The sequence below is a fragment of the uncultured Campylobacter sp. genome, assembly GCF_937890585.1.
Classification (GTDB): Bacteria; Campylobacterota; Campylobacteria; order Campylobacterales; family Campylobacteraceae; genus Campylobacter_A.
Genome location: NZ_CALACG010000237.1, coordinates 1 through 23633, shown reverse-complemented (window position 1 = coordinate 23633; position 23633 = coordinate 1). Strand labels below are relative to the sequence as shown.

Sequence of the window (23633 nt, the reverse complement as noted above, 5' to 3'; positions counted from 1 at the left end):
AAAATAGTGATATTTTGAAAATGAATATCTTGTTTTATCTATTTAAAAGCGATTTGTAAATAAAATAATTAAAAATTTCTAAAGTTTTAAAGGGTGAATGTGAAGCTAAAAATCGGCATTATCGGCTATTGCAGCACTGGCAAAAAGCATTATTTAGAGCTAAGACGCTCAAATGAGTTTGAAATTTGTGGCATTTTTGACAAAGAGAACAGTGACGAGTTTTGCAGAGCTGATTTTTATACTGATTTTAAAGAATTTATAGAGGTTGCTCAACCCCAAGCAGTCGTGCTTTGCTCGCCAAGAGAGGAGATGGTGGAGGCCTTTTGTCAGTGCGCAAAATACTGCCAAAATATCCTTATCTCACGCCCAGTTTTTAAAAATATCGCCGATCTTAAAGAGATAAAATATGCTGCCAAAACAAACAAAACTAGGGTTTGCACTGGAATTTCTGAGCGTTTTAATCCAACCATCGTTTCGCTTAAAAAGGCACTTTTAAAAGAGGATGAAATTTACAGCATCTCGATCGCTCATTTTAAGCCACTTTGCGATGGAAATATCATAAATGAGCTCTCTGTTTCAGACATCGACCTAGCTAAAAACATCATAAATTCAGAAGTTAGTGACTTTTATTACACTCAAACAAACAAGACAAACGCCAAGAGTGCCGATAATGTGGCGATCAGCTTTAAGAGTAAAAACCAAATTTTAGTGCATATCACAAATTCGTTTTGTGGCTCGCTTGAGAGATTTAAGATAGAGATAAATGCAAAAAATGGCGTCTATTTTGGCGATCTCATAGACTACAAGCTACATCAAGTAAATGAAAACGGCCAGATGAATTTAAAAATAGACTCAAACAATAACGAGCTAAAGACGCAGTACGAGGCGTTTTATGGCCTTTGCCAAAGCGGCGAAAGTAGCGAGCTCTCAGACATAGACGATGTGATCAAGATAAAAGAGCTATTTTGATGAAAAAGGCGCTTTTACTTTTAAATATGGGCGGTGCAAACAGCCTTGACGACGTGGAAATTTTTTTAACAAATATGTTTAATGACCCATATATTTTGGGGATAAAAAATAAATTTATAAGAAAATTTGTGGCTTTTATGATCACAAAAGGCAGACTAAAATCAGCCCAGCACAACTGCAACCAAATAGGCGGCAAGTCGCCACTTTGCGAGCTTACAGCAAAGCTTTGCGAGAAAATTTCAAGCTTGCAAAATAAATTTGACGCGGTTGATTTTGCGATGAACTATACTTCGCCATTTACAAAAGAGGTGCTAAAAAAGTATGAAAATTTTGATGAGATAGTGCTTTTCCCGCTCTATCCGCAGCACTCAACAACTACGATATCTTCAAGCTTAGATAGCTTTAAAAAAGCTGCCAATGAGCTTAGTTTAAAGGCTAAAATTTCACTTTGCGGGACCTTTTATGATGATGATGCTTACAATAAGATCATTATCTCTCATGTCCAGGGAGCGGTAAAAGATACCAAAATAAGCGATATTAGCCTCATCTTTTCAGCTCACTCTTTGCCTCGCAAGATCATAGAAAATGGCGATATCTACGAAAAACACATAAACGAACAGGTGCAAATTTTAACTAAGATGTTAAAAGAGCAGGGGTTAAATTTTAAGGGTGTGAGCCTTGCATATCAGTCACGCCTTGGCCCAGTTAAATGGCTAGAGCCATCACTAAACGAGGCTTTGGCAAAGTGCGAAAATAAAAAAGCTCTTATCTATCCACTCTCTTTTTGTTTAGACAACTCTGAAACGGTTTTTGAGCTTGTCATCGAGTATGCAAAAATAGCTAAAGAGCTAAATTTTAGCTTTTATAAAGTCGTCTCTTGTCCAAATTTTAGCGATGAATTTGCTAGTTTTATCCTACAAAAGGCAAAAACGGCTAGGGAATTTAGCCTTTAGGAATAAAACTTGCTTATATAGTGCATCTCAATCAATAAAAGGAGATGTATGAGAGTACAAAATAACGATATTATCGATTATTTGTTGCAGTCAGGCTCTAGCAAAGCTAAAGATAAAAAAAATAGTTTTGATGAAATTTTAAGTCTTACGCTTGATAAGATCACGAGTGAGGCGAAAATTTCTGACAAGCTTGAGCAGTTTAAAAAAAGGCTTACAGAGGTCGGAGCTGCTGGCTTTATCAACGAGCTAAATTCTAACAAGATCGAGGATAAGATAGCTAAGAAAAAAGAGGAGCTGACCGAGCTTTTAAGCATAAATGATCCGACCAAAACGCAGGATCAAAAAAATGAGCTACTTAAAATCATGGATAAAATTTTAAGTGACTACCGCAAAGAGCTAAACATGGCACTTACGAGCCAAACACTGCTTGAGAAGCAAAATAGCCTTGGCAAAAATACAAATAATTCTGTAAATTTAAGCTCTGTCTTAAATGAACTTGGACTTGCATAAATTCTGGATTTAGGCCACTTGCCTAGATCCAAATTTCTACTTTAAACTCTAAATTTGAAATTTAATATTTATATCTTAGAAGTTAAATTTAATCTAAAGCTGGTTTTTGCTTTGCTTTGTCGTTTTTGAGCTTGTCTTTTTTAGCTTCAAACTCAGCTATGACATTAGGATCTGGGAATAAATAGCCATCTTCAACCATTAGATCAACGGCCTTTTTAAATGTCGGCAACGCACTTTGCGCACCAAAGTAGTAGTAAGGCTTTTTAGGGTCTCTTGCTAAAACGCCTATGGTGTAGCTGTTGCCTCTTGTGTCATTTACGAAGCCAAAAAAGGAGCCGTTATAGGTGTTGCTATATCCGCCTTTGCCAGAAGCGATGTGCGCGGTGCCAGTTTTACCGCCTATCTCAAGACCTGGTGTAAATGCCTTTAAGCCAGTACCTTTTTCAACCGTTTTTATCAAAATTCTCTTCATTATCTTTGCGGTCTCTTGCGAGATGACCTGTGCTGGCTCTGCTTTTGGCAGATCGTAGCGCTTGCCATTTCGCTCAAGATATGCCACCATGCGTGGCGTCACCTCGATGCCTTTGTTGTTAAAGGTGTTAAAGGCTTTTAAAAGCTGCATAAATGTCGCTTGCAGGCCGTATCCGTAGCTAACTGTCGCTTTATAGGTCAATGAGTTTAGTTTTGTAACCGTTGGCATCATGCCCACTTGCTCGTATGGCAGGTCGATGCCAGTCTTTCTTGAAAAGCCAAAATTTAAAAGCCCTTGATAAATTTGGGGACCATTTAGGCGTTCTACTAGCTGGATCATGCCGATGTTTGAACTGTGCACGATGATGTCTTCAGCGCTCATAAAAGGCTCTGGGTGGGTATCTTTGATGATCCTTTTGCCTAGCTGATAGCGACCATTATAGGTATTTACTAGCTCAAAAGGATTTACTTTTTTTTCTTGAAGCAGTATGGAGAAGATAAATGGCTTAAAAACCGATCCAACCTCGTATGCATACTCGCTTGCGCTCGAATTTAGCGCGCTGTAATCTTGCTTTCTTATATTTGATGGATCATATCTTGAGCTAGAAGCTAGGGCTAGAATTTCTCCATTTTTGCTATTCATTATGCAGATGATTAGCTCTTTTGCATCTAGAAATTCACGTTTTTCATCTAAAATTTGCTCTAGCTTGGTTTGAAATTTAAGCGGTATAGAAAGCACTGCGTTATAGCCATCAACTCTTGTTGCTAAATTTGAATCACTGGTTAAGATTATATTGTTGCCAATATCGCGTGGGCCAAGGATTTTGGCGTTTTGTATCGGAGCTAGGTAGTCCTCGTAGTATCTCTCAAGTCCTTTTACACCTTTGCTTTTAGTAAGTGCGTCGCTCTCTGTTTTACTCACGTAACCAATGGCTGGCGTAAGGGCGTCTTTTGACATAAATTTGCGGTTTTGACCGCTCTCCATCACGCGCATACCTTGAAATGAGGCAAGGCCAGTTTTTGGGTCAAGATATGAGATCAAAATGCCTTTGCGGTTTAACTTTCTTGAAAGCTCCTGAAGATAGGTAGCGCCCTTTGCATCGATGCTGTAAGAGAGCGTGACAAGACCTTTTGTGCCGTTTATGATCTTTCTTACTTTGTTTGGATCGTCACTGCTGTAAAGCGAGTAGAGCTTGATAAACATCTCTTTTTTATTTGGATCGATATTTCTGGTGTCAAGCATCACTTTGTAGAGTTTTTGGCTTGATGAGATGCTAAAGCCGTCTTTCGTGACGATGTTGCCACGGATTGCGGTATTTACGTCACTTGTTTGAAGCTTAGGAAGCTTTCGCTCGATGCTTGCTCTATAAAAAATAACAAGCACAAAGATTGAAATTCCAAAAGTAATTAATAAAAAGAGTATGGTTATTTTTGATTTTCTGGAATTCATTCAATGGCTTAAATTTGCGTTCTTGAAATTTCTTTGTACGCGCTTAGCGCTTTGTTGCGAATTTCTAGCATAAGCTTCATACTAGTCTCTGCTTTGCCTATCGCGATAGCTGCTTGGTGCAAGTCTTTTACCTCGCCAGTTGCAAGGTCTGCGATGGCTTTATCGGCGTTTATTTGAACCTTGTTTAGCTCTTTTAAAGAGTCGTTTAATGCGTTTTCAAAGCCGCCTTCTTCGCCTGCTTTTGCTATTTTGTTTGAATTTTCGTTTTTATTTAACTTATCTAAATTTATACTATTTATCATTATGCTTGTCCTGAAATAAGTGATATCGCACTTTGTGCTATTGTCTTTGCGTTTTGAAATGACGCTACATTTGCTTGATAAGCCCTTGTCGCCTCAAGCAAGTCAGCCATCTCGATGACTGGATTTATATTTGGAAATGCGACGTAGCCATTTGCATTTGCGTCCGGGTGGCTAGGGTCGTATTTTAGTTGAAAATCCTTGTCATCGCGCACCACTTTATCTACGATCACGCTAGTTAGGGCAGGGTGAGCGTTTTTGGGTGAACTTGGGTCATCGAGTGGATTTTCATAATCAAGCAAACTTTGTGAGTTTTTAAGTTGATCGTTTAAAATTTTATCAAAGTTCATCTCTTTAAAGATGACCTCTTGCCTTCTGTAAGGGCCGCCCTCAGCCGTTCTTGTGGTTTGAGCGTTTGCGATGTTTGAGCTGATGATGTTCATTCTGAAGCGTTGCGCGCTTAGTCCGTATCCGCTAATATCAAAATCATTTAAGTATGACATCATCTCTCCTAGTTCTTAGCACTTGCGTCTATTACGCTTTTAAAGATATTGTTCTGGGCCTTGTAGGCGCTATCAAGGGCGTTTATCATAACTGTGTTTTTACCCATTTCTGTTGTCTCAACATCAAGATCAACCGTGTTTGCGTCATTTCTAGCCATGTGACCATCACGCAAGAAAATTTGAGCTGTGTCGCTTTTTGGAAAATCAACCGCAGCCATGTGCGCTTCGTTTGTTTTAGCTAAATTTAGTTTTTTGCTCTCTGAAACGTTATAAATTTCATTTGCTTTTTCTCTTAAAACATCTTCAAATCTTACATCTCTAGCCTTGTAAAATGGTGTATCAACATTTGCAAGGTTGCCAGAGATGAGCTTTTGGCGTAGTTCTCTGCCTGCAAGGGCTGATTCGACAAGGGGGCTAGATTTTGATCTATCTAAAACAAACATTTAAAGTCCTTCTAAAATTTCACACATTTATAAGCAAATGATGTTCCAAATGTAAGGCAAATTTACTTTGTTTCATAGATTTTTGCCAAATCTTCTTTCATTTTTGTGACTTTTATGCCGCCTAGATAGTATTTAACGCCGTATTTTCCGCTATCAACGTCTGTTAAAATTTGGTATTCGCCATTTTTTAGCACGACTTTAAAAGGGAGTGATATCTCATGCTTGTACTCTATGTCACGCACGATCTGCTCGACTAATCTATCATTTATCTTTTGGTTATTTGTGATGAAGTAGTAAGCGTGAAATTTTTGTAAAAATTCATTTAAAACATACTCATCTGTGACATTTTCAAAATGAGTAAGGCCTATAAGTGTAAATTTATCTTTATTTTCAACTTGATATTTTGTAAGCTCAGGCGCTTCTTTTTGGCAAGGTGGGCAAAATGTACCAAAAATATCTATCATTAATACCTTACTTTCGTCATTTTTGATAGCAAAACCGCCATTTTTACGCACCAAAGTAAGCTCTTTGCCGCTTACATCTTTTAGAGCAACTTCTTCGTTTGGACCAAATTCTTTAAATGTTGCTCTGCTGCTTTCCTCTTCCCCGCAACCAAAAAATGCAAAAAGTGCGATGATAAGTACAACTAAATTTTTCATTTTCTTCCTTAAACATATCTTTTTATGGCAGCTCTTGCCTCTTTGTCCGCCTCACGTCTTTTTAAAGTCTCGCGCTTGTCGTGTAAATTTTTACCTTTTGCAAGGGCTAGCCTTGCTTTTACGATGTTTTTATCGCTTAGATAAAGTGCCAAAACAACCAAAGTAAGCCCATCTTGTGAGACTTGACCGAAAATTTTATCGATCTGCTTTCTATGCATCAAAAGTTTTCTGGCTGCTCGCTCGTTTGGACGAAATGCGCTGTGTGTAGTCTCAAGATAGCTGATATGGGCGTTTAGTAAGAAAAGCTCACCCTTTATGACACGCACAAAGCTATCTTTTAAATTTGCTCTGCCAGCCCTTAGAGCCTTGACCTCGCTGCCTTTTAGCACGATGCCAGCCTCAAAGGTCTCAAGTATGCTAAAGTCGTGCAAAGCTTTCTTGTTTTTTGCTAGATCTTTTATCAAAATTTTACCTTTTATTTTACGCTAAATACGCTACTGCCGCTGCCGCTTAGAAATTTATCCCTAAACTCATTCATCTGTGGATAGAGCTTAAAGCATGGGGCAAAAAGATCGTTTAGCTCCTCGTTTTTATAAATTTCAAGTAGCTCTTTGCTCTTTAAATTTTGCATCTTTTTTGCAGCATTAACGTCTATGTATTGTAAGAAATTGCTTCTAAATTCTTGATAAACCATCGGTGTGGAGCAAAAAACATTTGGCGTGAAGATATTTAAATTTGGTACTTCATCGTCAAATTCTTCTATGATCTCGCCTATGCCGCTTACATTTGCTGCCTTGTAGCCACTTACAAAAAAGGCCACATCTGCGCCGATTTTAGAGGCTATCTGCATCAAATTTTCGCGTTTTATGTTTAAATTTAGCTCGTCATTTACCATAAGTAAAAATGTGGCGGCATTTGAACTGCCTCCTCCTAGACCAGCACCTATTGGGATTTGTTTGTTGATGATGATTTTTTGAGAGCTAAAAAACTCATCTAGCTCGTTTGAAAAGCCAGCTCTTTTTAGCTCGTTTATCGCTTTTTGTATGATGTTATCTTTTATCTCTTTGTTGCCGCATTCGATAGCAAAAGAATTTGACTTTTTAAAATAAATTTCATCAAAAAGCTGCTCGCAAAGAACAAAACGTGACAAAATTTCGTGGTAGTTGCCTCTGGTGCCAACTACCTTCAAAAATACGTTGATCTTTGCAAAGCTTTTCATTTCTCGATTTTTTTCGCAAGCTCGTGGATATCGGCTTCGCTTGCTTTTTTGGTGGCGTGGATATTTTCGTTTTTGATATCGTTTGCCAGTTCGCTTCTTAGTATCATTGTGTTGCGCGGGGCCTCGATACCAAGCTTAACGGTGCTTTTTGAGATACTTACTACGACGACTTTTATGTCGTTACCTAGTAAAATTTCTTCGTTTTCTTTTCTTGCTAAGATTAACATTTTTCTACCTTGTTTAAAGTGTAATTTATAGTATCATCCATGATTTGGATTACGCTCATAAATTTATCATAATTTAGCAAATAAATTCCTTGTGTTTGTGTTTCAAAATCGTTAATTTTTAATTTCTTGCCGTCAAGTATGTTATCAATATCCCCAAAATACGTGTTTTGCTCAATATTTAAAAAATTGCAAATATTTAAAAATTTTTCATTTTCATAGCGAAATTTACCCTCGCTTACCCTCTTTAATGAGCTTAAAGTTACATTATAACCAACTTTTTGCCCAAAAATTTCTGCATAAGAGCGGATGTAACTCCCCTCACTTACGCTTAAACGAAGTGTCAAAAAAGGGTGTGAATAATTCAAAATTTCACTCTCATAAATTTCCATTGTCTCTGGCTTTAGCTCAAATTCTTCGCCACTTCTTGCTAGCTTGTAAGCTCTTGTGCCATTTACATGTTTGGCGCTAAATTTTGGCGGGATGTAGCTTATCTTGCCTGTTAGCTCGGCTCTTATAGCTTCAAGTTTTTCTAAATTTAGCTCTTTTACATTTGAAATTTCAGTGATATTTTCATTATCCATGCTAGGACTGCTAGCTCCAAGCCAGATCGTCGCCTCATAGACCTTTGGGCTTTTGTCTAAAAATCTAAAAAATTTCGTATACGAGCCAAAAGCGACTATCAGACAGCCACTCGCAAATGGATCGAGCGTGCCTGAAAATCCAGCCTTTTTAACGCCATATTTTCTCTTTAGTCGTCCTAAAAAGTGGTTTGAGCTCATGCCAGCAGGCTTGTTTGCCACGAAAATGGCGTTCATACGGCCTTTTCCACGAAGCTTGACATGATCTCTCTTACATTGCCACCAAAATTTATAGTCAGTTTAAACTCTTTTTTGATCTTGCTAACCGCGCTTACTCTGCCGATACCAAAAATTTTATGTTTAACAAGGTCGCCTTTTTTAAATTCATTGCTCTGTTCGATAACTAGCGAGCCATGCGTGATACCGCTCTCGCTTAAAAATCTACTCTTATTTAGCCTCGTGCGCTGACCTTTGTAAAAGCGCGAATTTGCAAAGCTTAGACTAAGTGTCCTTTTGGCTCTTGTTATCGCCACATAAGCGAGCCTGCGCTCCTCTTCGATGTCGCTACCATCGCCAATAAGCGGGAAAAATCCCTCTTCAAGGCCGATCACAAAAAGGTGCTCAAACTCAAGTCCCTTGCTCGCATGCACGCTCATGATACTAATAGCCTCGTCGCTGATGCCGTCTTGCTCGCTTGTTAGCGTGATCTCATTTAAAAACTCCTCCAGATCAAAGCTTGGATTTTGCTTGATCTGATCTTTTAAAACGGCGTAAAACTCGTCGATGTTCGCCGCTCTTTCAGCGCCATCTGGCAAGCTCTCGTAGTATTTTTTGACGCCAAATTTAGCTTCAAATTTATCTATCAGGTCAAAAACCGAGCTGCTTTCTTGAAGCTCTTTTAGGTTGTTTGCAAACTCAAGAAGGGCTGATTTTACCTTTTTGCTAAAGGCTTCGTCGTTATCAGAGATATTTGAGATCGCCTCGAAAATAGAAATTTTGCCCTCAAAGGCCATTTTCTCAAGTTTATCAAGGCTCACCTTGCCAAGACCGCGTTTTGGGCGGTTTATTATGCGCCTTATTGAAAAGTCATCATTTGGATTGTTTATAAGCCTTAAATAGCTTATGATATCTTTGATCTCGGCTCTTTCATAAAATTTAACGCCGCCGACCATTTTATATGCGATCTGCTCTTTGTTTAGCCCATCTTCAAGTGAGCGAGAAAGCGCGTTTATGCGGTATAAGATTGCGATATCTTTTGCCTGCACGCCTTTGCTTAAAAGCTCTTTTATGTTTTTTGCGATCTTGCCAGCCTCTAAATTTTCATCAAAGCTTTCTATCAAATTTACAGCTTCGCCTTCGCCTTTTGTTCCTACAAGCTTCTTGCCAAGGCGGTTGCGGTTGTGATCTATTAGCTCGTTTGCAGCCTTTAGTATCGCCTCGCTCGAGCGGTAGTTTTTCTCAAGTCTGATGATCTTTACGTTGCTAAACTGATCTTTGAAATTTAAGATATTATCTATCTTTGCACCGCGCCAGCCATAAATACTCTGGTCATCATCGCCCACCACGCAGATGTTTTCGTGGCATAGGCAGAGCTTTTTTAGCAGTTTATACTGAAGGTCGTTCGTGTCTTGATACTCATCGACCATTATGTGTTTATAGCGGTTTGAAATTTCTCTCGCAAGCTCTTCGTTTTCGTCTAAAATTTTATATGTAAGTCCCAGCAGGTCGTCAAAATCAACAAGGTTGTTCGCCTTTAGATAGTCCTCATATTTTTCATAAATTTGCGCTGCTTGCTTGTAAAAGTTGTCTTTGCTCTTGTCAAAAGAGGAGAAATTTGCATTTTTATAGACCTCTTCAACGCTTAAAAGTGAGTTTTTATAGTTTGAAATTTCACTTGAGAGTATCGCCGTGGCGACTGGACTTTCAAAGCTTTTGATGATGCGCTTTTTATCGTCTGTGTCGATGATGACGAAGTTGTTTTTTCTGCCAAGTTTTTCTATGTAGAGCTTTAAAAACAAAAGTCCAAATTTATGAAATGTGCAAAGTAGCGGCGAGTAGTTTTTGCCGCTTTGGCTTAGCATCGCCATGGCTCTGCTACGCATCTCGTTGGCGGCTTTGTTTGTGAAAGTAAGAGTTAGTGTGTTTGCCGCGTCTATGCCGACCTCGCCGATGAGATAGGCAAGTCTAGTGGTGATCGTCTTTGTCTTGCCGCTGCCAGCTCCTGCAAGTATGAGCATCGCACCGTCTATGTGGGTGGCTGCTTCGCGCTGGGCTTCGTTTAAATTTGATAGTAAATTTTCCATTTTTCGCTTTTTAAATTTTCTTTTGATTTTAGCCAAAAATGCTTAAAATTACTATTTTTTCTTAAATATATCTTTATTTTTTGGGTTTTGCAAAAAGACTGAGGCTGATTTTTTAGCGTGATCGACTTGCTTCTCTTTTGGCTTGTAGATAGAGAAATTTACAAGGATCGGGCTGTTTTCAACCAAAATTTGAACCACTGCACCAAGCGGAAACGATACCACTGAGGCAAAATTCTCACTACCAAAGCCAGCCTCAAAGCTAAGCTCATCTTGCGTTAGCATGGCACTTTCCAGCGTGTAACCACCAAGTGAAAACATAATGACTGGTATGCTAAAGCTCCTACTTATCTCATCTGGCAAGCTAGGCTCAAAGCTAACTAGCGGTAAATTTGCCATAACTGAGAAATTTACCCCCTTTTCAAGCAAAAAATCAATGCACTCATAGACGTGCATCTTCATCAATAGTGCAAATTTCTCATCGTCTAAAATTTCGTCTAACATTTTATTCCTTTGAAATTTCTAAAAACTCATCTACTAGCTTTTTAACTTCGTTTATGCCGATCTGCCAGAAATTTTTATCATCTATATCAAAGCCAAATTTATCCACAAGCTCACTTGGGCTAAGGCTCCCACCAAGGCTCAAAAACTCGGTGTAAATTTCGACAAAATTTTCGCATTTACCGCTTTTGTAAAGCCCAAAAAGTGCAAGCACAAGAAGCTGCGCGTAAGAGTAGGCGTAGCAGTAAAATGGCGTGTGGATGAAGTGCGGGATGTAGCTCCACCAAATTTTGTAGTAGTCATTTAGCGTCACACTTTTGCCAAACATCTTTTTGCTCTCTTTTAGCCAAATTTTATTTAGCTCATCTAGGCTGATTTCGCCATCGTGTGCGTGCACGGCGCGCTCAAAGGTGGTGAAATTTATCTGGCGGTAAAGCGTGGCAAATATATCCTCGATCTTGCCAGCAAGCAGTGAAATTTTCTCTTTTTTGCTAAGGCCGTCTTTTATGTGGTCAAAAACTAGCATCTCACAAAAGACTGAAGCCGTCTCAGCCGTGGTTAGCGGAGTGTCTGAGTTTAGGTAGCTTACACTATAAGAGAGCTTTTGATGCACGGCGTGGCCAAGCTCGTGGGCAAGCGTAAAAAGGTCTCTACGCTGATTTGTGTGATTTAGCAAAACATAAGGGTGCGTGTCGCTTGACCCTGAGTGAGAAAATGCCCCGCCCCGCTTGTTTGGCGCTGGGTAAACGTCGATCCAGCCGTCGCTAAAAGCACTTTTGGCGATCTTGCCAAATTCGCTTGAGAAATTTGAAAATGCCTTTAAAACTATCTTTTTGCACTCATCAAATTTATACTCGCTCTCGCTGCTAAGAGGCGCGTATCTATCGTAGTCGTAAAGCTTTTTAAGGCCTAAAATTTCTCTTTTGCGCTCGTAAAATTTAGAAACTAAATCAAAATTTTTCTCAGTTACAGCAATTAGCGAATCAACGCTTTTTTTACTGATTTGATTTTCAAGGTGTCTTGGCTCTTCAGGAAGCTTGAAATTTCGCAGCTCGCAGCTAGTTTTTAGATCAGTTTTTATCATATTATATATATAGCCTAGCAGGTGCTGGTGCTTGCTAAGCTCATTTGAGAGGCTTTTTGCTGCTAGTTTTCGCACGTTTTGGTCGCTCTCATGAAGCTTGGCTAAAATTTCCTCTTCATTTAAAAGCTCGCCTTTAAATTTAAACCTCATCTTGCTCATGCTCTCATCAAAAAGCCTTGAAAAGCCCTCAGCTCCAGTGCTTGCAGTGCGTAGCAAGACCTTTTCTTCGGCAACGCTTAGCTGGTGCGGCTTTGCTTTGGCGAGATTGCTTAGATAGTAGTCATATTTTTTAGAGCTTTTGATGATCTCTTCTTGTTTTTTAGGGCTAAATTCATTAAATTTAATCTCAAAAAATATCAAATTTTCATTTGCTTTTGTCGCGATCTCATCGATCTTTGCGTAAAATGCGCCCTTACTTGTATCTTTGGCAAAATTTAAAAAAGCATAAGTCATTACCTTTGAAATTTTAGCTATCAAGCTTTCATATTCAGAAAATGCCTTTAAAAACTGGTCTGTTTTTAAATTTTCATATTTTTCAAGGTATTTATCTTTAAATTTCTCGCACTCTTTTTGTAAATTTAGTGCGTTTTGTTCGCACTCTTTTTCGTTTGCAAAAAGTGCTTTTAGATCCCAAATTTGCATTATCGTCCTTTAAATTTTTGGGATATTTTACAAAAAAATGGATAAAAGTAAAATTTCAGCCAAAATTTAGCTGAAATTTTACTGAGGATTATTCTGAAGTCTCTGAGGCTACTGCTGTGAAAAGGACGTCAGATGCGCTATTTAGGGCAGTTTCTACTGAGTCTTGGATGACGCCTATCGTAAAGCCAACTGTGACAAACTGCATAGCGATGTCATTGCCGATGCCAAAAAGTCCGCACGCTAATGGCACTAGAAGTAGTGAGCCGCCAGCCACGCCTGAAGCGCCGCATGCGCCAAGGGCTGAGATGAAGCATAGAAGTAGTGCATCGCCAAATGTAACCGTGATAGATGGGATCGAATTTACCGCAGTAAGCGCTAGGATGCTAATGGTAACTGCTGCACCACCCATGTTTATGGTGGCTCCAAGTGGGATAGAGATAGAGTAGAGCTCTTCTTTTAGGTTTAGTTTTTTGCAAAGCGCCATATTTACAGGGATATTTGCAGCCGAGCTTCTTGTAAAAAATGCTGAGATAGCGCTCTCTTTTAGACAGATCATTACAAGTGGATAAGGATTTTTTCTAGTTAGTGCAAAAACCATCGCTGGATAGACGATAAATGCCACAACAAGCATCGCCCCAACAAGAACTAAGATCAGTTTTAGATATCCTGCAAGCGCGTCAAATCCAGTGTCGTGAATGCTAATAGCAACCATGCCAAAGATGCCAAATGGAGCTAGTCTAATGATAAATTTAACAATATGTGTCACGCCTTCGCTTATATCTTTAAATACCTTTTTGGTCTCAGGTGTAGCATATCTCATAGCGATGCCGCCACCTATCGCCCATGTGATGATGCCTATGTAGTTGCCATTTGCTAGGGCGGTTATCGGGTTTTCAACCATTTTATAGATAAGATCTTTTAATACGTTTGTGATGCCTTGTGGGGCAGACATATCAGCACTTTGCAGACCTTTTAGCGGTATCTCGATAGGAAATAAAAAGCTAGCAATGACTGCCACAACAGCTGCTAAAAAGGTGCCAACGAGGTAGAGAGTGATGATCTTTTGCATGCCTTTTGTATGACCAAAATCTTTTAAAATGATAGAGGTTGCAACTAAAACAAATACAAGAATAGGCGCGATCGCTTTTAGAGCGCCTTTAAACAAATCTCCTAAAACTGAGGCTGAAGCAGCAATAAAATCAGCCGAACTAGCCTTTTCTTTGGCCTCATCAAGCTGTTTTACTTCATCTTGGCTAAGACGAGTTTTTATAACTTCATCTACGCTTAAGCCACTCTCTTTTTGAATGGTTTGAATTTTAGCTGAGATTTGGTTGTAAGGGGCTGCCTGATAGTGTGTGTAAAAGCCAACTAGGGCACCTAGGACGATACCAACTAAAATTTGAACGATCAAATTTCCGTCAGCATATCTTCTTGCAATGTTTTTAAACATATTCATTTGACACCTTAATAAATTAGTTTTTTGTTGATTCTAGCTAAATGATTTTTAAATATAAAGAAATTTAAAAAGATTAATTCGCTTTTTATATAGATTTGTTACAATTGCACGAAAATTTAACCAAGGAAAAGGACGAAAATGTATCTATTTACTTCTGAAGTTGTAAGTCCAGGTCATCCAGATAAATGCGCTGATATTATTGCTGATAGTATTGTTGATACTATCTTAACGCAAGATCCAAATGGACGCGTCGCAAGCGAAGTTTTCGTAGCTGGAAAAAACATAGTAATAGGCGGAGAGATAAACTCAAAGGTAAAACTCTCTTATAAAGACTACGAAAAGATCGTAAAAGATGCTCTTGCGCATATTGGATATGATGGAAAGAGCAACTTTACAAAAGAGCAGTGCTTGCACCCAGATGATATCGAGGTCAAAGTCTGCTTAAATCAACAAAGTCCAGATATAAATCAAGGTGTTGATCAAAGTGATGGCGAGATCGGAGCAGGCGATCAAGGCATCATGTTTGGCTTTGCAAGCTGCGAAGCGAAAGAATTTATGCCAGCAGCTATAACTTATGCAAGAATGCTTTGTGAAAAAGTATATAAATTTGCCAAAGCAAACCCTGATAAGCTTGGCGTTGATATAAAAACGCAAGTTACGATTGATTATGGCAGCAAAGATAACTTCGAAAACTGCAAACCTCAAAGTATCCACACTATCGTCGTATCTGCTCCTTGCGTGGAGAGCATGAAGATAGAAGAGCTTCGCGCATTAATACAAAATTTAATAGACGAAACTGGTCTTCCAAAAGAGCTATATAATAAAGAAAAAACGATCATTTATATAAATCCAACAGGCAGATATGTAAATCATAGCTCGCTTCACGATAGCGGTTTAACAGGCAGAAAACTAATCGTCGATAGCTTTGGTGGATATAGCCCGATAGGCGGTGGCGCTCAGTCCAGCAAGGACTACACAAAGGTTGATCGCAGCGGTCTTTACGCAGCGCGCTGGATAGCTAAAAATATCGTTGCAGCCGGCCTTGCTAAAAAATGTATCGTTCAGATAAGCTACGCAATAGGCGTTGCAAAGCCAACTTCAGTTAGCGTTGATACTATGGGAACTCACGCAAACGGCGTAAATGATGACATGCTTTCAAATTTTGTAAGCGAGCATTTTTCTCTAACTCCTCGCTGGATAACAAATAAATTTGGCCTTGATAAACCAAGCAAAGAGACATTTTTATATGCAAAAGTAGCTGCAAAAGGTCAAGTGGGAAATGCAAAATACCCTTGGGAAAAGCTTGATGCGGTTGATACTTTCAAGGCTTTACTAAAAAAATAATCAAAAAAGTGGCTTTATCTAAAAAGCCACTTTAAATTTCTTTTAAAACTCATCCCAAAACGCTTTTTTAGGCTTTATGATCTCACTTTTTGAGCCATTTACGCTGTGATAGATCGCTTTATTATATTTTGTGGCAAGGTGTTTTATTAATAGTCTTTGAAGCACAGGTTCGCTACTTGGCACAAACCAGCCGTTGTTTGTGATGGCCACGACCGCGTCAAATTCGCCCCTATAAAGCTCCTCTCTTGTCGCCTCGTAGCAGATAGCGTTTCTGATTTTAATCCCATCTATCTCATAGTCGCTAAAATTTTCTGCCTTTTTAAAGTCGCTAGCCCCACCAAAAAATAGCTTATTTACGGCATCTTGCATAAATTTTGGCAGAGGGATTTCTTCTCCAAATGGCACTAAAAATTTCTTATCCATTCGCCTTAGAGTGCCATCTTGAAACAAAAATGCAGAGTTATAAATTTGCTTATTTTCATAGGCAAGCGCGCCAGCTACGATGGTTATCTTTTTTGAAAGCTCTTTTAGCTCATCAACAAGCAGTGGCTCATTTGTCATAAATAGTGGAAACGCACTCTCGGGCAGCACGATGAGGCGTTTTTGCTCGGCTATGGCGCTATTTATCAAGTCTAAATTTTCATTTGTAAATTTCATGCGCAAGTTTTTATCCCAGCGCACTCTTTGAGCGACATTAGTATTTACTAGCTCCACGTCAAATGGTAGAGCCTTTGCCTCGCTACTTTTAAACTGCAAAGCGGCGATAAGGCAGATAAAAGCTAGGATAAATTTTAAAATTTTATCTTTTAAACTCAAAGAAATAGCCGCTAAAAAAACAAATATAAGTCCTCTAGTATTTGGCTCAAAAGCCCCTAAAACAAGTGTCGCTTCAAGGTTAAACCAGTTAAAGCCAAGTGGGTGCACATAGCTTATTAAAAATAGTAAAACGGCTCTTAGTGCTACAAAGCTTGGAAAAGAGGCTATCCAAAATAAAAGTCCATAAACAAGGGCTACAAAGAGGATGACAAATGGTATAAGCCAGACTAGTTCGTAGTAGATAAAACTAAAGCCGATCCAGTAAAACCACAAAATTCCAGTGAAAAAGCCAGCCGCAAAAAAGCCAGCTCTGCTTAAATTTATGATGACGTAAATTCCAGCTAGCGTAAGAAAAGGTGAGATGAAATTTAAAATTTGATTTTCTGCCATAGCTAAAAAAATGAAATTAGAAAGCAAAAAAGCACCGACAAAGGCTTTTATTATAATTTTAGTGCTAAAATGTCCGTTTAAAAATCTTACAAATAAGGAAATCCATGCAAAACGCTGATTTTTTAACATCATTACTACCTCTTGTTGTGCTTTTCGCCATATTTTACTTTTTGGTTATCAGACCTCAACAAAAACAACAAAAAGCCCACGCAGCAATGCTTGCAGCTCTTGACAAAGGCGATAAGATAGTAACTAATGGCGGACTTATATGCGAAGTGATTAAAGCCGAAAATGATTTTATCAAAGTTAAACTTAACGATGATGTAATCGTTCGTATAGCACGCGAGTTTGTAGCTAAAAAGATCGAAGATAAATAATGCGTAACGCAAGAGTTACATATAGGCTGATTATCTTAATATTAGCCTTGATTTTTGGTTTTGGCTTTTCGGTGCCATCTTTTTTTCAGACTCAAAGTGGAGCTAAAATTTCATTAGGACTTGACCTTCAAGGCGGTCTTCATATGCTTCTTGGTGTTGAAACTAACGAAGCCATCCACTCTAAGATCAAGTCAATCGCTGGAAGCATAAATTATTATGCTAAAAAAGAAGATGTGCTTATTGATAAATTTAAGATAAAAGAAGATAGTGTTGATTTTGCGCTGCTTGATAGTGACGAGGCTCCAAAAGTTGATAAGGCACTTGCTGAGATAAAAGGGCTTGATATCAAAAAAGATGGTCTAAACTATCACATCACTCTAACAGAGCAAGAGAGGATTGATACGATCGAGTATGCGATCTCTCAAGCTGTTGAGACCATTAGAAACAGACTTGATCAGTTTGGTCTAGCTGAGCCAACAGTCGCTAGACAAGGCAAAGACAATATCCTAGTCGAGCTTCCTGGCATAAAAACCGAAGAAGACGAGCAAAGAGCGAGAGATCTTATCGCAAAGGCCGCTCACTTACAGCTTATGGCAGTTGATGACAAAAGACAAGATCAGGCAAATACGATGAGCGAGGCTGAGGCCGAAAGCTATGGTGATGTAATCTTTAAAGATGCTAAAAATGACCGCGTAAAATATGTCGTTAAAAATATCCCAGTGCTTGATGGCTCTATGCTAACTGATGCAAAGGTCGCATTCTCTCAGCAAAACAACCTACCGATCATAAATTTTACACTAAATTCAGAAGGCGCTAGAATTTTTGGTGATTTTACTGGAGCAAATGTGGGTAAAAGGCTTGCTATCGTGCTTGACGGCAAGGTCTATTCAGCTCCAGTTATAAACGAAAGAATAGGTGGCGGCAGCGGCCAGATCAGCGGTGGTTTTACCCTTGATGAAGCTCACGACGTAGCGATCGCACTTAGAAGTGGCGCACTTTTAGCACCTGTTAAGATGCTAGAAAAAAGAAGCGTTGGCCCATCTTTAGGCCAAGAAAGCATCAATCAAAGCATGGTTGCTCTTGCTGCTGGATCTATTTTAGTCGTGCTATTTATGCTAGTTTATTATGGAATTTCTGGAATTTTTGCAAATATCGCACTAGTTGCAGACGTCGTTATATTAGTCGCTGTTATGGCGCTTTTTGGAGCGACACTTACTCTGCCAGGTATGGCTGGTATCGTGCTAACTATCGGTATGGCTGTTGATGCAAACGTCATCATAAACGAGCGTATACGTGAGCTTTTACGTGAAGGCGTGGCGATAAGGACAGCCGTACAAAAGGGCTATGAGCACGCTATGAGTGCGATTATCGACTCAAATTTAACTACCATTATCACAGTTGCTGTGCTTTATGCTTATGGTACTGGCCCAGTTAAAGGCTTTGCGGTAACTATGGCTATAGGTATCATGGCTTCGATGCTAACGGCCATTTTAGGCACACATGGCATGTTTGATGCAGTCATGGATAAGATAGAAAAAAGCGGAAATACCAGACTTTGGTTTGGTTATAAAAGGAGCTAGAGATGCAAATTTTTACTAAGGCAAAAGTTTATGATTTTATGCGGTTTAGATTTGTGTCACTCGCATTTTCTATATTTTTATTTGTTGGCTCGATCTTTTTGCTTGCAACAAAGGGTTTAAACTACGGCATCGATTTTTCTGGTGGCACGCTTATCCAGCTAAAATACGACACCAAAGCGCCACTTGATAAAATTCGCGACGCTTTTGGCACAAATGAAGTGCTTAAAAATGCCTCTGTTACTGAGTTTGGAAGCGAAGATGAGGCTGTTATTAGATTTTCAGGATCAAGTTCAAATTTAACTGGTGACATTGGTACTGAGATAAAGCAAATTTTAAAAGATACTGGAAACTTTGAAGTAAGACGTGTTGATATCGTTGGTCCAAAGGTTGGTGACGAGCTTAGGCAAAAGGGCTTGATGGCTCTTGGAATTTCACTAATTGGTGTGCTTCTTTATATCACATTTAGATTTGAATGGCGATTTGCGCTAGCTGCGATCGCAACTGAAATTCACGATATAGTTATAACTGTTGGTGCTATTTCGCTATTTGATATCGATGTAAATTTAGACACTCTAGCGGCTGTATTAACGGTGCTTGGCTACTCGCTAAACGATACGATCATCATTTTTGACAGGATACGAGAAGGCATAAAAGAGAGTAAGAGAACTGATATCGAGGGCGTTATCAACGAGTCAGTCTCAGCCACACTTTCAAGAACTATCCTAACTTCAGCCACTACGATGATGACTGTTGTTGTGTTATTTTTATTCGGTGGAGATATGATACATGGATTTTCATTTATCCTTATCGTTGGTATCGTTATAGGAACGATCAGCTCGATCTACATCTCATCACCATTTCTTATCTGGTTTAAATTTAGCATTGAGCATTTTAGAGCTAGAGAGGCTGAGAAGCAAAGGATCAAAAAAGAGCGTGATAAAGAGCGTGCTATGTTTGAAAAAGGCGTTGTGTAAGGAGGGATAATGAACTGGGGAAAAGTTATCTACATATTTTTTGCGTTGATGAGTCTTACGACTACGGCGGAGTTTTTATATGATAAAAATGAGATCGCCCTTTTTGTGGCAGCTAGTATAAATTTGGTTTCAACTTTGCTTAAGATCGGTGTTAAAAATTTACTTTCAGCTGAGCTTTTTGCTAGCTCGTTGGTTGCTGATTTGCACCTTATACCAGCTTTTGTTATTTTGCAAGTCTCTGAAAATGCAACGCTTAGCTATTCGCTAGCTATTGGCGCAGTCATTGCAAATATATTTTCACTAGCCTTGGTATTAATAGAATCAAGCAAATCACAAGAAGAATTTTAGGAGAAAAAATGGCTGAGAAGAGAAAATATGAGCCTTTAAAGATAGAAAAAAAATGGCAAGAAATTTGGGATAAAAATGAAGAATTTGAACCAAAAGATGATCTGAGCTTGCCAAAAAAATATATCCTAAGTATGTTTCCATATCCAAGCGGACGCATACACATGGGGCATGTGAGAAACTACTCTATCGGCGATGCGCTGGCTAGATCATATAGAAAAAGCGGCTACAACGTGCTTCATCCTATCGGCTTTGATAGCTTTGGTATGCCAGCTGAAAACGCAGCCATAAAACATAAAATTCACCCTAAAATTTGGACTTACGAAAACATCGACTATATGAAAAAAGAGCTTGCAAGCCTTGGCTTTTCATTCTCTAAAAAGAGAATTTTAGCTACATCTGATCCGCTTTACACAAAGTGGGAGCAAAGCTTTTTTATAAAGATGTTTGAAAAAGGGCTTGTTTATAGAAAAAATGCCATCGTAAATTGGTGTGAATACGATCAAACCGTGCTTGCAAACGAGCAGGTTGAAGATGGAAAATGCTGGAGATGCGGTAATGATGTTGTGCAAAAAGAGCTTCCAGGATATTACTTCAACATCACAAAATACGCTAGCGAGCTACTTGATGATCTAAAGCTTCTTGAGGGCAAATGGCCAAATCAAGTCATCACAATGCAAGAAAACTGGATCGGCAGAAGCTACGGCTTGGAGTTTAAATTTAGCCTTGATGAGGCTTCAAAAGAGACTTTGGACGGTAAATTTGATGGTTTTGAGGTATTTACGACAAGGCCTGATACGATTTACGGCGTTAGCTATACAGCCCTTGCGCCAGAGCATCCTATCGTAAAAGTACTACTTGAAAATGCTAAATTTGATGAAAATAAAAAGGCAAAGATAAAAGCAATACTTAATCAAAGCCCAAGAGAGCGTCAAGCGAGCGAAAAAGATGGGGAATTTTTAGGAATTCACGTCATTCATCCACTCACAAATGAAAAGATCCCAGTTTGGGTTGCAAATTTCATCCTAGCTGACTACGGCAGTGGCGCTATCATGGCTGTACCAGCGCATGATCAAAGAGACTTCGAGTTTGCAACTAAATTTAATCTACCCATAAAACCAGTCGTAAAGCCACTTGAGGGCGAGAGTGACGGCTCTAAAGCTTACTCAGAATACGGCGTTTCTATAAATTCTGAGCTGATAAACGGACTTAGCTCAGAGGATGCCAAAAGCTTTATAATAGAGAAATTTGAAAAAGATGGCCTTGGCAAAAGGATCACAAATTACAAACTAAGAGACTGGGGAATCTCCCGCCAAAGATACTGGGGTGCGCCGATACCTGTCGTGCACTGCAAATGCTGCGGCGTAGTGCCTGAAAAAGAGGAAAATTTACCTATCGCACTGCCTGAAGATGTAAAGATCACAGGCGAGGGCAACCCACTTGATAAACATCCAACTTGGAAATTTACAAAGTGTCCAAAATGCGGCAAAGACGCGATCAGAGAGACTGATACGATGGATACATTCGTAGAGAGTAGCTGGTATTTTGCTAGATTTGCAAGTGATGAAAAGAGTTGGGAGCAAAAAGCACTTGATGAAAAGAGCGTGAATTATTGGATGAATGCAGATCAGTACATCGGCGGTATCGAGCATGCGATCTTGCACCTTTTATACGCTAGATTTTTCCAAAAGGTCTTAAGAGATCTTGGCTATCTAAGAGACGATGAGCCGTTTGAAAATTTACTAACTCAAGGCATGGTCTTAAAAGATGGCAAAAAGATGAGTAAAAGCAAGGGTAACGTCGTAGATCCTGATGATATCATAAATAGATATGGCGCTGATACGGCAAGGCTTTTTATCCTTTTTGCTGCTCCTCCTCAAAAAGAGTTAGAGTGGAACGATAGCGCGGTTGAGGGTGCATTTAGGTTTTTAAATAGGCTTTGGGAAAAGGCACAAACCATCAAAAAGATGGATAAAATCCCAGCTATAAATCACGAAAATTTAAGCAAAGATGAGAAATTTGCAAGGCTAAAAATTTATGAAGCGCTTAAAAAATCAACCGAGGTTTTTGGTGATACATTTGCTTTTAATACATTGATAGCTGCTTGTATGGAGGCGCTAAATGCACTAAACGCACAAGATAATGAAGACGTAAATGCTGAGGGATTTTTCATCATCTTAAATTTACTAGAACCTATCGTGCCACACATCGCAAACGAGCTTAGTGAAGAGCTATTTGGACGTAAGAATTTTACAAAGATTGAGATGAGAGAAGAGGTCTTTGTAAAAGATAGCATAAGTCTTGCTATAACGGTAAATGGCAAGAAGAGGGCTGAGTTTGAAGTGGCAGCGAGCGAGAGTGAGAGTGAAATTTTAAAACAAGCTAAGCAAAATGTAGCTAAATGGCTTGAAGGAAAAGAAATTTTAAAAGAGATTTATATAAAAGGCAAATTGGTAAATTTTGTCATCAAAGGATAAATTTTGAGGTATTTTTTAGCATTTTTTATAGCAATATTTATTTGCGGATGCGGCTACAAGCCAGTTTCAAAGATCACGCAAGATCTTGTCGGTGAGAGAATTTACGTCGATGTGATCATCAGCAAAGAAGAGCCAAAAAATAGCGTTTGGATAAAAGACGCCGTAAAAGAGGGCATGGTCGCAAGGCTAAACAAGAGCCTTTCAAGCAAAGAGAGCGCTGACACCTCAATAATCATCTCTGTAAAAGAGCTGACCTATGATGCGATCATCTACGATCAGTACGGCTACATCACATCTTACAAAGCCTTTTTACAACTAAATTACAAGACTAAATTTAAAGATGGAAGCGTAGTTGACGTCCCAGCTAGCGGAGAGTATGACTTTAGCGTTGCAAGACGTCAAAAAGATGTAAGATTTGCCGATAGTGTCATCAGTGATACTCAAAAATATGAAGCTATAAAAGAGGCATCAAAAGAGGCATTTGATGAGTACATCGCAAATTTAGCCGTAAAAGGATATAAAAATGGCAGCAGTAACCGTTAGTCAGATAGTCAAGGAAGCCTTAAGCGAGATCAAAGAACGCCATTTGATGCTAACGCCAGAAAATTACACCGAAGTTTATAATGAAATTTCCAAAAAATACGGCTTTACCACCGAAGAGAGCAAAAAGATAGAAAAATATATCTCAAGGCTTGGTGAAGAGTATAAAAGTCAAGCTCTAAGTCTTCATATAAAAACGGTTGATGAGTTTGTCGCTTTTATGACAGCTAGGCTATCTAGAGGCGGACAGCAAACAACTATCACTCAGCCAGCAGATGATAAAAAGCTAAAGTCCTTAAATGCCTTTGCAAGAAGAATTTTGCAAGCCATTTCTATGCTTCACAACAAGGACGCTAAAACTCTAGCCGAGCAGGGCATGCAGCTACTTGCTAGAAGGTATGATGAGAAAAATCTTGAAGAGATGTGCCTTAAATGGTTTGACTTTGTAAGTGCCTATGACACTGAGTTTTTGGAGTTTTTGAAGTATTACGGAGTTAGGGATTTTGAAGATCTAAAGACGATGAGC

The 23633-nt window shown here is 39.0% G+C and carries 24 protein-coding genes and 1 pseudogene; 11 read left to right on the top strand and 14 right to left on the bottom strand.

Translation table 11 applies throughout. The features are described from left to right. Window positions 1-99: 99 nt before the first annotated feature. The 3 genes from Q0296_RS07165 to Q0296_RS07155 are packed head-to-tail and all read left to right on the top strand — an operon-like array spanning window position 100 to window position 2432. A complete protein-coding gene (locus tag Q0296_RS07165) occupies window positions 100-969 on the top strand; it encodes a Gfo/Idh/MocA family oxidoreductase (protein WP_298038653.1) in 870 nt (289 codons plus the stop codon). Then, complete coding sequence (gene hemH / locus Q0296_RS07160; RefSeq protein ID WP_298038650.1) at window positions 969-1922, top strand: ferrochelatase; 954 nt, start codon at window positions 969-971, stop codon at window positions 1920-1922. The genes Q0296_RS07165 and hemH overlap by 1 nt, the downstream gene beginning before the upstream one ends. A 48-nt stretch (window positions 1923-1970) precedes the next feature. Beyond that, window positions 1971-2432, top strand: a complete 462-nt coding sequence (locus Q0296_RS07155) for a hypothetical protein (RefSeq protein WP_298038647.1) — start codon at window positions 1971-1973, stop codon at window positions 2430-2432. An 88-nt stretch (window positions 2433-2520) separates the two neighbouring features. Here the strand turns inward: Q0296_RS07155 and Q0296_RS07150 are convergent, their stop codons facing one another. The 13 genes from Q0296_RS07150 to sstT all read right to left on the bottom strand — a co-directional run bounded on the left by Q0296_RS07150 (window position 2521) and on the right by sstT (window position 14258). Beyond that, on the bottom strand, window positions 2521-4353 hold the full coding sequence (locus tag Q0296_RS07150; protein ID WP_298038644.1) for a penicillin-binding protein 2: 1833 nt from the start codon (window positions 4351-4353) through the stop codon (window positions 2521-2523). Window positions 4354-4361: 8 nt separating this feature from the next. Beyond that, window positions 4362-4655: a flagellar hook-basal body complex protein FliE gene (fliE, locus tag Q0296_RS07145; RefSeq protein ID WP_002941937.1), complete on the bottom strand. Its 294-nt coding sequence runs from the start codon at window positions 4653-4655 to the stop codon at window positions 4362-4364. After that, window positions 4655-5155 carry a flagellar basal body rod protein FlgC gene (gene flgC / locus Q0296_RS07140; protein WP_103573025.1) on the bottom strand — a complete coding sequence of 167 codons (501 nt, stop codon included), beginning with the start codon at window positions 5153-5155 and terminating at the stop codon, window positions 4655-4657. The genes fliE and flgC overlap by 1 nt, the downstream gene beginning before the upstream one ends. 8 nt (window positions 5156-5163) lie before the next feature. Then, entirely contained in the window at window positions 5164-5598 is a 435-nt protein-coding gene (gene flgB, locus Q0296_RS07135; RefSeq protein WP_103598888.1) for a flagellar basal body rod protein FlgB, read from the bottom strand. Window positions 5599-5660: 62 nt separating this feature from the next. Continuing rightward, window positions 5661-6257 carry a TlpA disulfide reductase family protein gene (locus Q0296_RS07130; RefSeq protein ID WP_298038635.1) on the bottom strand — a complete coding sequence of 199 codons (597 nt, stop codon included), beginning with the start codon at window positions 6255-6257 and terminating at the stop codon, window positions 5661-5663. 8 nt (window positions 6258-6265) lie between these two features. Beyond that, on the bottom strand, window positions 6266-6718 hold the full coding sequence (smpB, locus tag Q0296_RS07125) for an SsrA-binding protein SmpB (protein ID WP_035142320.1): 453 nt from the start codon (window positions 6716-6718) through the stop codon (window positions 6266-6268). A 14-nt stretch (window positions 6719-6732) separates the two neighbouring features. Next, complete coding sequence (locus Q0296_RS07120; RefSeq protein WP_103567387.1) at window positions 6733-7476, bottom strand: 4-(cytidine 5'-diphospho)-2-C-methyl-D-erythritol kinase; 744 nt, start codon at window positions 7474-7476, stop codon at window positions 6733-6735. Then, window positions 7473-7703, bottom strand: coding sequence for a carbon storage regulator CsrA (csrA, locus tag Q0296_RS07115; RefSeq protein WP_002941828.1), 231 nt, complete (start codon window positions 7701-7703; stop codon window positions 7473-7475). The genes Q0296_RS07120 and csrA overlap by 4 nt, the downstream gene beginning before the upstream one ends. Continuing rightward, window positions 7697-8518: a tRNA pseudouridine(55) synthase TruB gene (gene truB, locus Q0296_RS07110; protein WP_298038628.1), complete on the bottom strand. Its 822-nt coding sequence runs from the start codon at window positions 8516-8518 to the stop codon at window positions 7697-7699. The genes csrA and truB overlap by 7 nt, the downstream gene beginning before the upstream one ends. Next, window positions 8515-10584 carry an ATP-dependent helicase gene (locus Q0296_RS07105; RefSeq protein ID WP_298038625.1) on the bottom strand — a complete coding sequence of 690 codons (2070 nt, stop codon included), beginning with the start codon at window positions 10582-10584 and terminating at the stop codon, window positions 8515-8517. Before Q0296_RS07105 ends, truB begins: the two co-directional genes overlap by 4 nt. 51 nt (window positions 10585-10635) lie before the next feature. Further along, window positions 10636-11085 carry a hypothetical protein gene (locus Q0296_RS07100; protein ID WP_298038622.1) on the bottom strand — a complete coding sequence of 150 codons (450 nt, stop codon included), beginning with the start codon at window positions 11083-11085 and terminating at the stop codon, window positions 10636-10638. A gap of 1 nt (window position 11086) precedes the next feature. Next, window positions 11087-12808: a M3 family oligoendopeptidase gene (locus Q0296_RS07095; protein WP_298038620.1), complete on the bottom strand. Its 1722-nt coding sequence runs from the start codon at window positions 12806-12808 to the stop codon at window positions 11087-11089. 88 nt (window positions 12809-12896) lie between these two features. Further along, window positions 12897-14258, bottom strand: coding sequence for a serine/threonine transporter SstT (sstT, locus tag Q0296_RS07090; protein ID WP_298038656.1), 1362 nt, complete (start codon window positions 14256-14258; stop codon window positions 12897-12899). A 144-nt stretch (window positions 14259-14402) separates the two neighbouring features. Between sstT and metK the strand changes: the two genes are divergently transcribed. Further along, complete coding sequence (gene metK, locus Q0296_RS07085; protein WP_021084435.1) at window positions 14403-15608, top strand: methionine adenosyltransferase; 1206 nt, start codon at window positions 14403-14405, stop codon at window positions 15606-15608. Window positions 15609-15650: 42 nt separating this feature from the next. On the opposite strand, the gene Q0296_RS07080 is transcribed toward metK, so the two are convergent. Then, on the bottom strand, window positions 15651-16943 hold the full coding sequence (locus Q0296_RS07080; protein WP_298038616.1) for an apolipoprotein N-acyltransferase: 1293 nt from the start codon (window positions 16941-16943) through the stop codon (window positions 15651-15653). Here Q0296_RS07080 and yajC point away from each other — a divergent pair. The 7 genes and pseudogenes from yajC to Q0296_RS07045 all read left to right on the top strand — a co-directional run. Beyond that, window positions 16919-17191, top strand: coding sequence for a preprotein translocase subunit YajC (gene yajC, locus Q0296_RS07075; RefSeq protein ID WP_002941849.1), 273 nt, complete (start codon window positions 16919-16921; stop codon window positions 17189-17191). The genes Q0296_RS07080 and yajC overlap by 25 nt on opposite strands. Continuing rightward, complete coding sequence (gene secD / locus Q0296_RS07070) at window positions 17191-18771, top strand: protein translocase subunit SecD (RefSeq protein WP_298038611.1); 1581 nt, start codon at window positions 17191-17193, stop codon at window positions 18769-18771. Before yajC ends, secD begins: the two co-directional genes overlap by 1 nt. A 2-nt stretch (window positions 18772-18773) precedes the next feature. After that, the gene (gene secF / locus Q0296_RS07065) at window positions 18774-19745 is read left to right on the top strand and encodes a protein translocase subunit SecF (RefSeq protein ID WP_012139969.1); all 972 of its coding nucleotides are present in this window, start codon (window positions 18774-18776) and stop codon (window positions 19743-19745) included. A 9-nt stretch (window positions 19746-19754) separates the two neighbouring features. After that, window positions 19755-20093: a DUF6394 family protein gene (locus Q0296_RS07060; RefSeq protein ID WP_002942000.1), complete on the top strand. Its 339-nt coding sequence runs from the start codon at window positions 19755-19757 to the stop codon at window positions 20091-20093. A gap of 8 nt (window positions 20094-20101) precedes the next feature. Then, entirely contained in the window at window positions 20102-22567 is a 2466-nt protein-coding gene (gene leuS, locus Q0296_RS07055; protein WP_298038608.1) for a leucine--tRNA ligase, read from the top strand. Window positions 22568-22570: 3 nt separating this feature from the next. Then, the gene (lptE, locus tag Q0296_RS07050; protein WP_298038605.1) at window positions 22571-23110 is read left to right on the top strand and encodes an LPS assembly lipoprotein LptE; all 540 of its coding nucleotides are present in this window, start codon (window positions 22571-22573) and stop codon (window positions 23108-23110) included. Beyond that, window positions 23091-23633 (top strand): annotated as a pseudogene (locus tag Q0296_RS07045) (GGDEF domain-containing protein); the annotation flags it as partial. The gene lptE and the pseudogene Q0296_RS07045, both read left to right, overlap by 20 nt.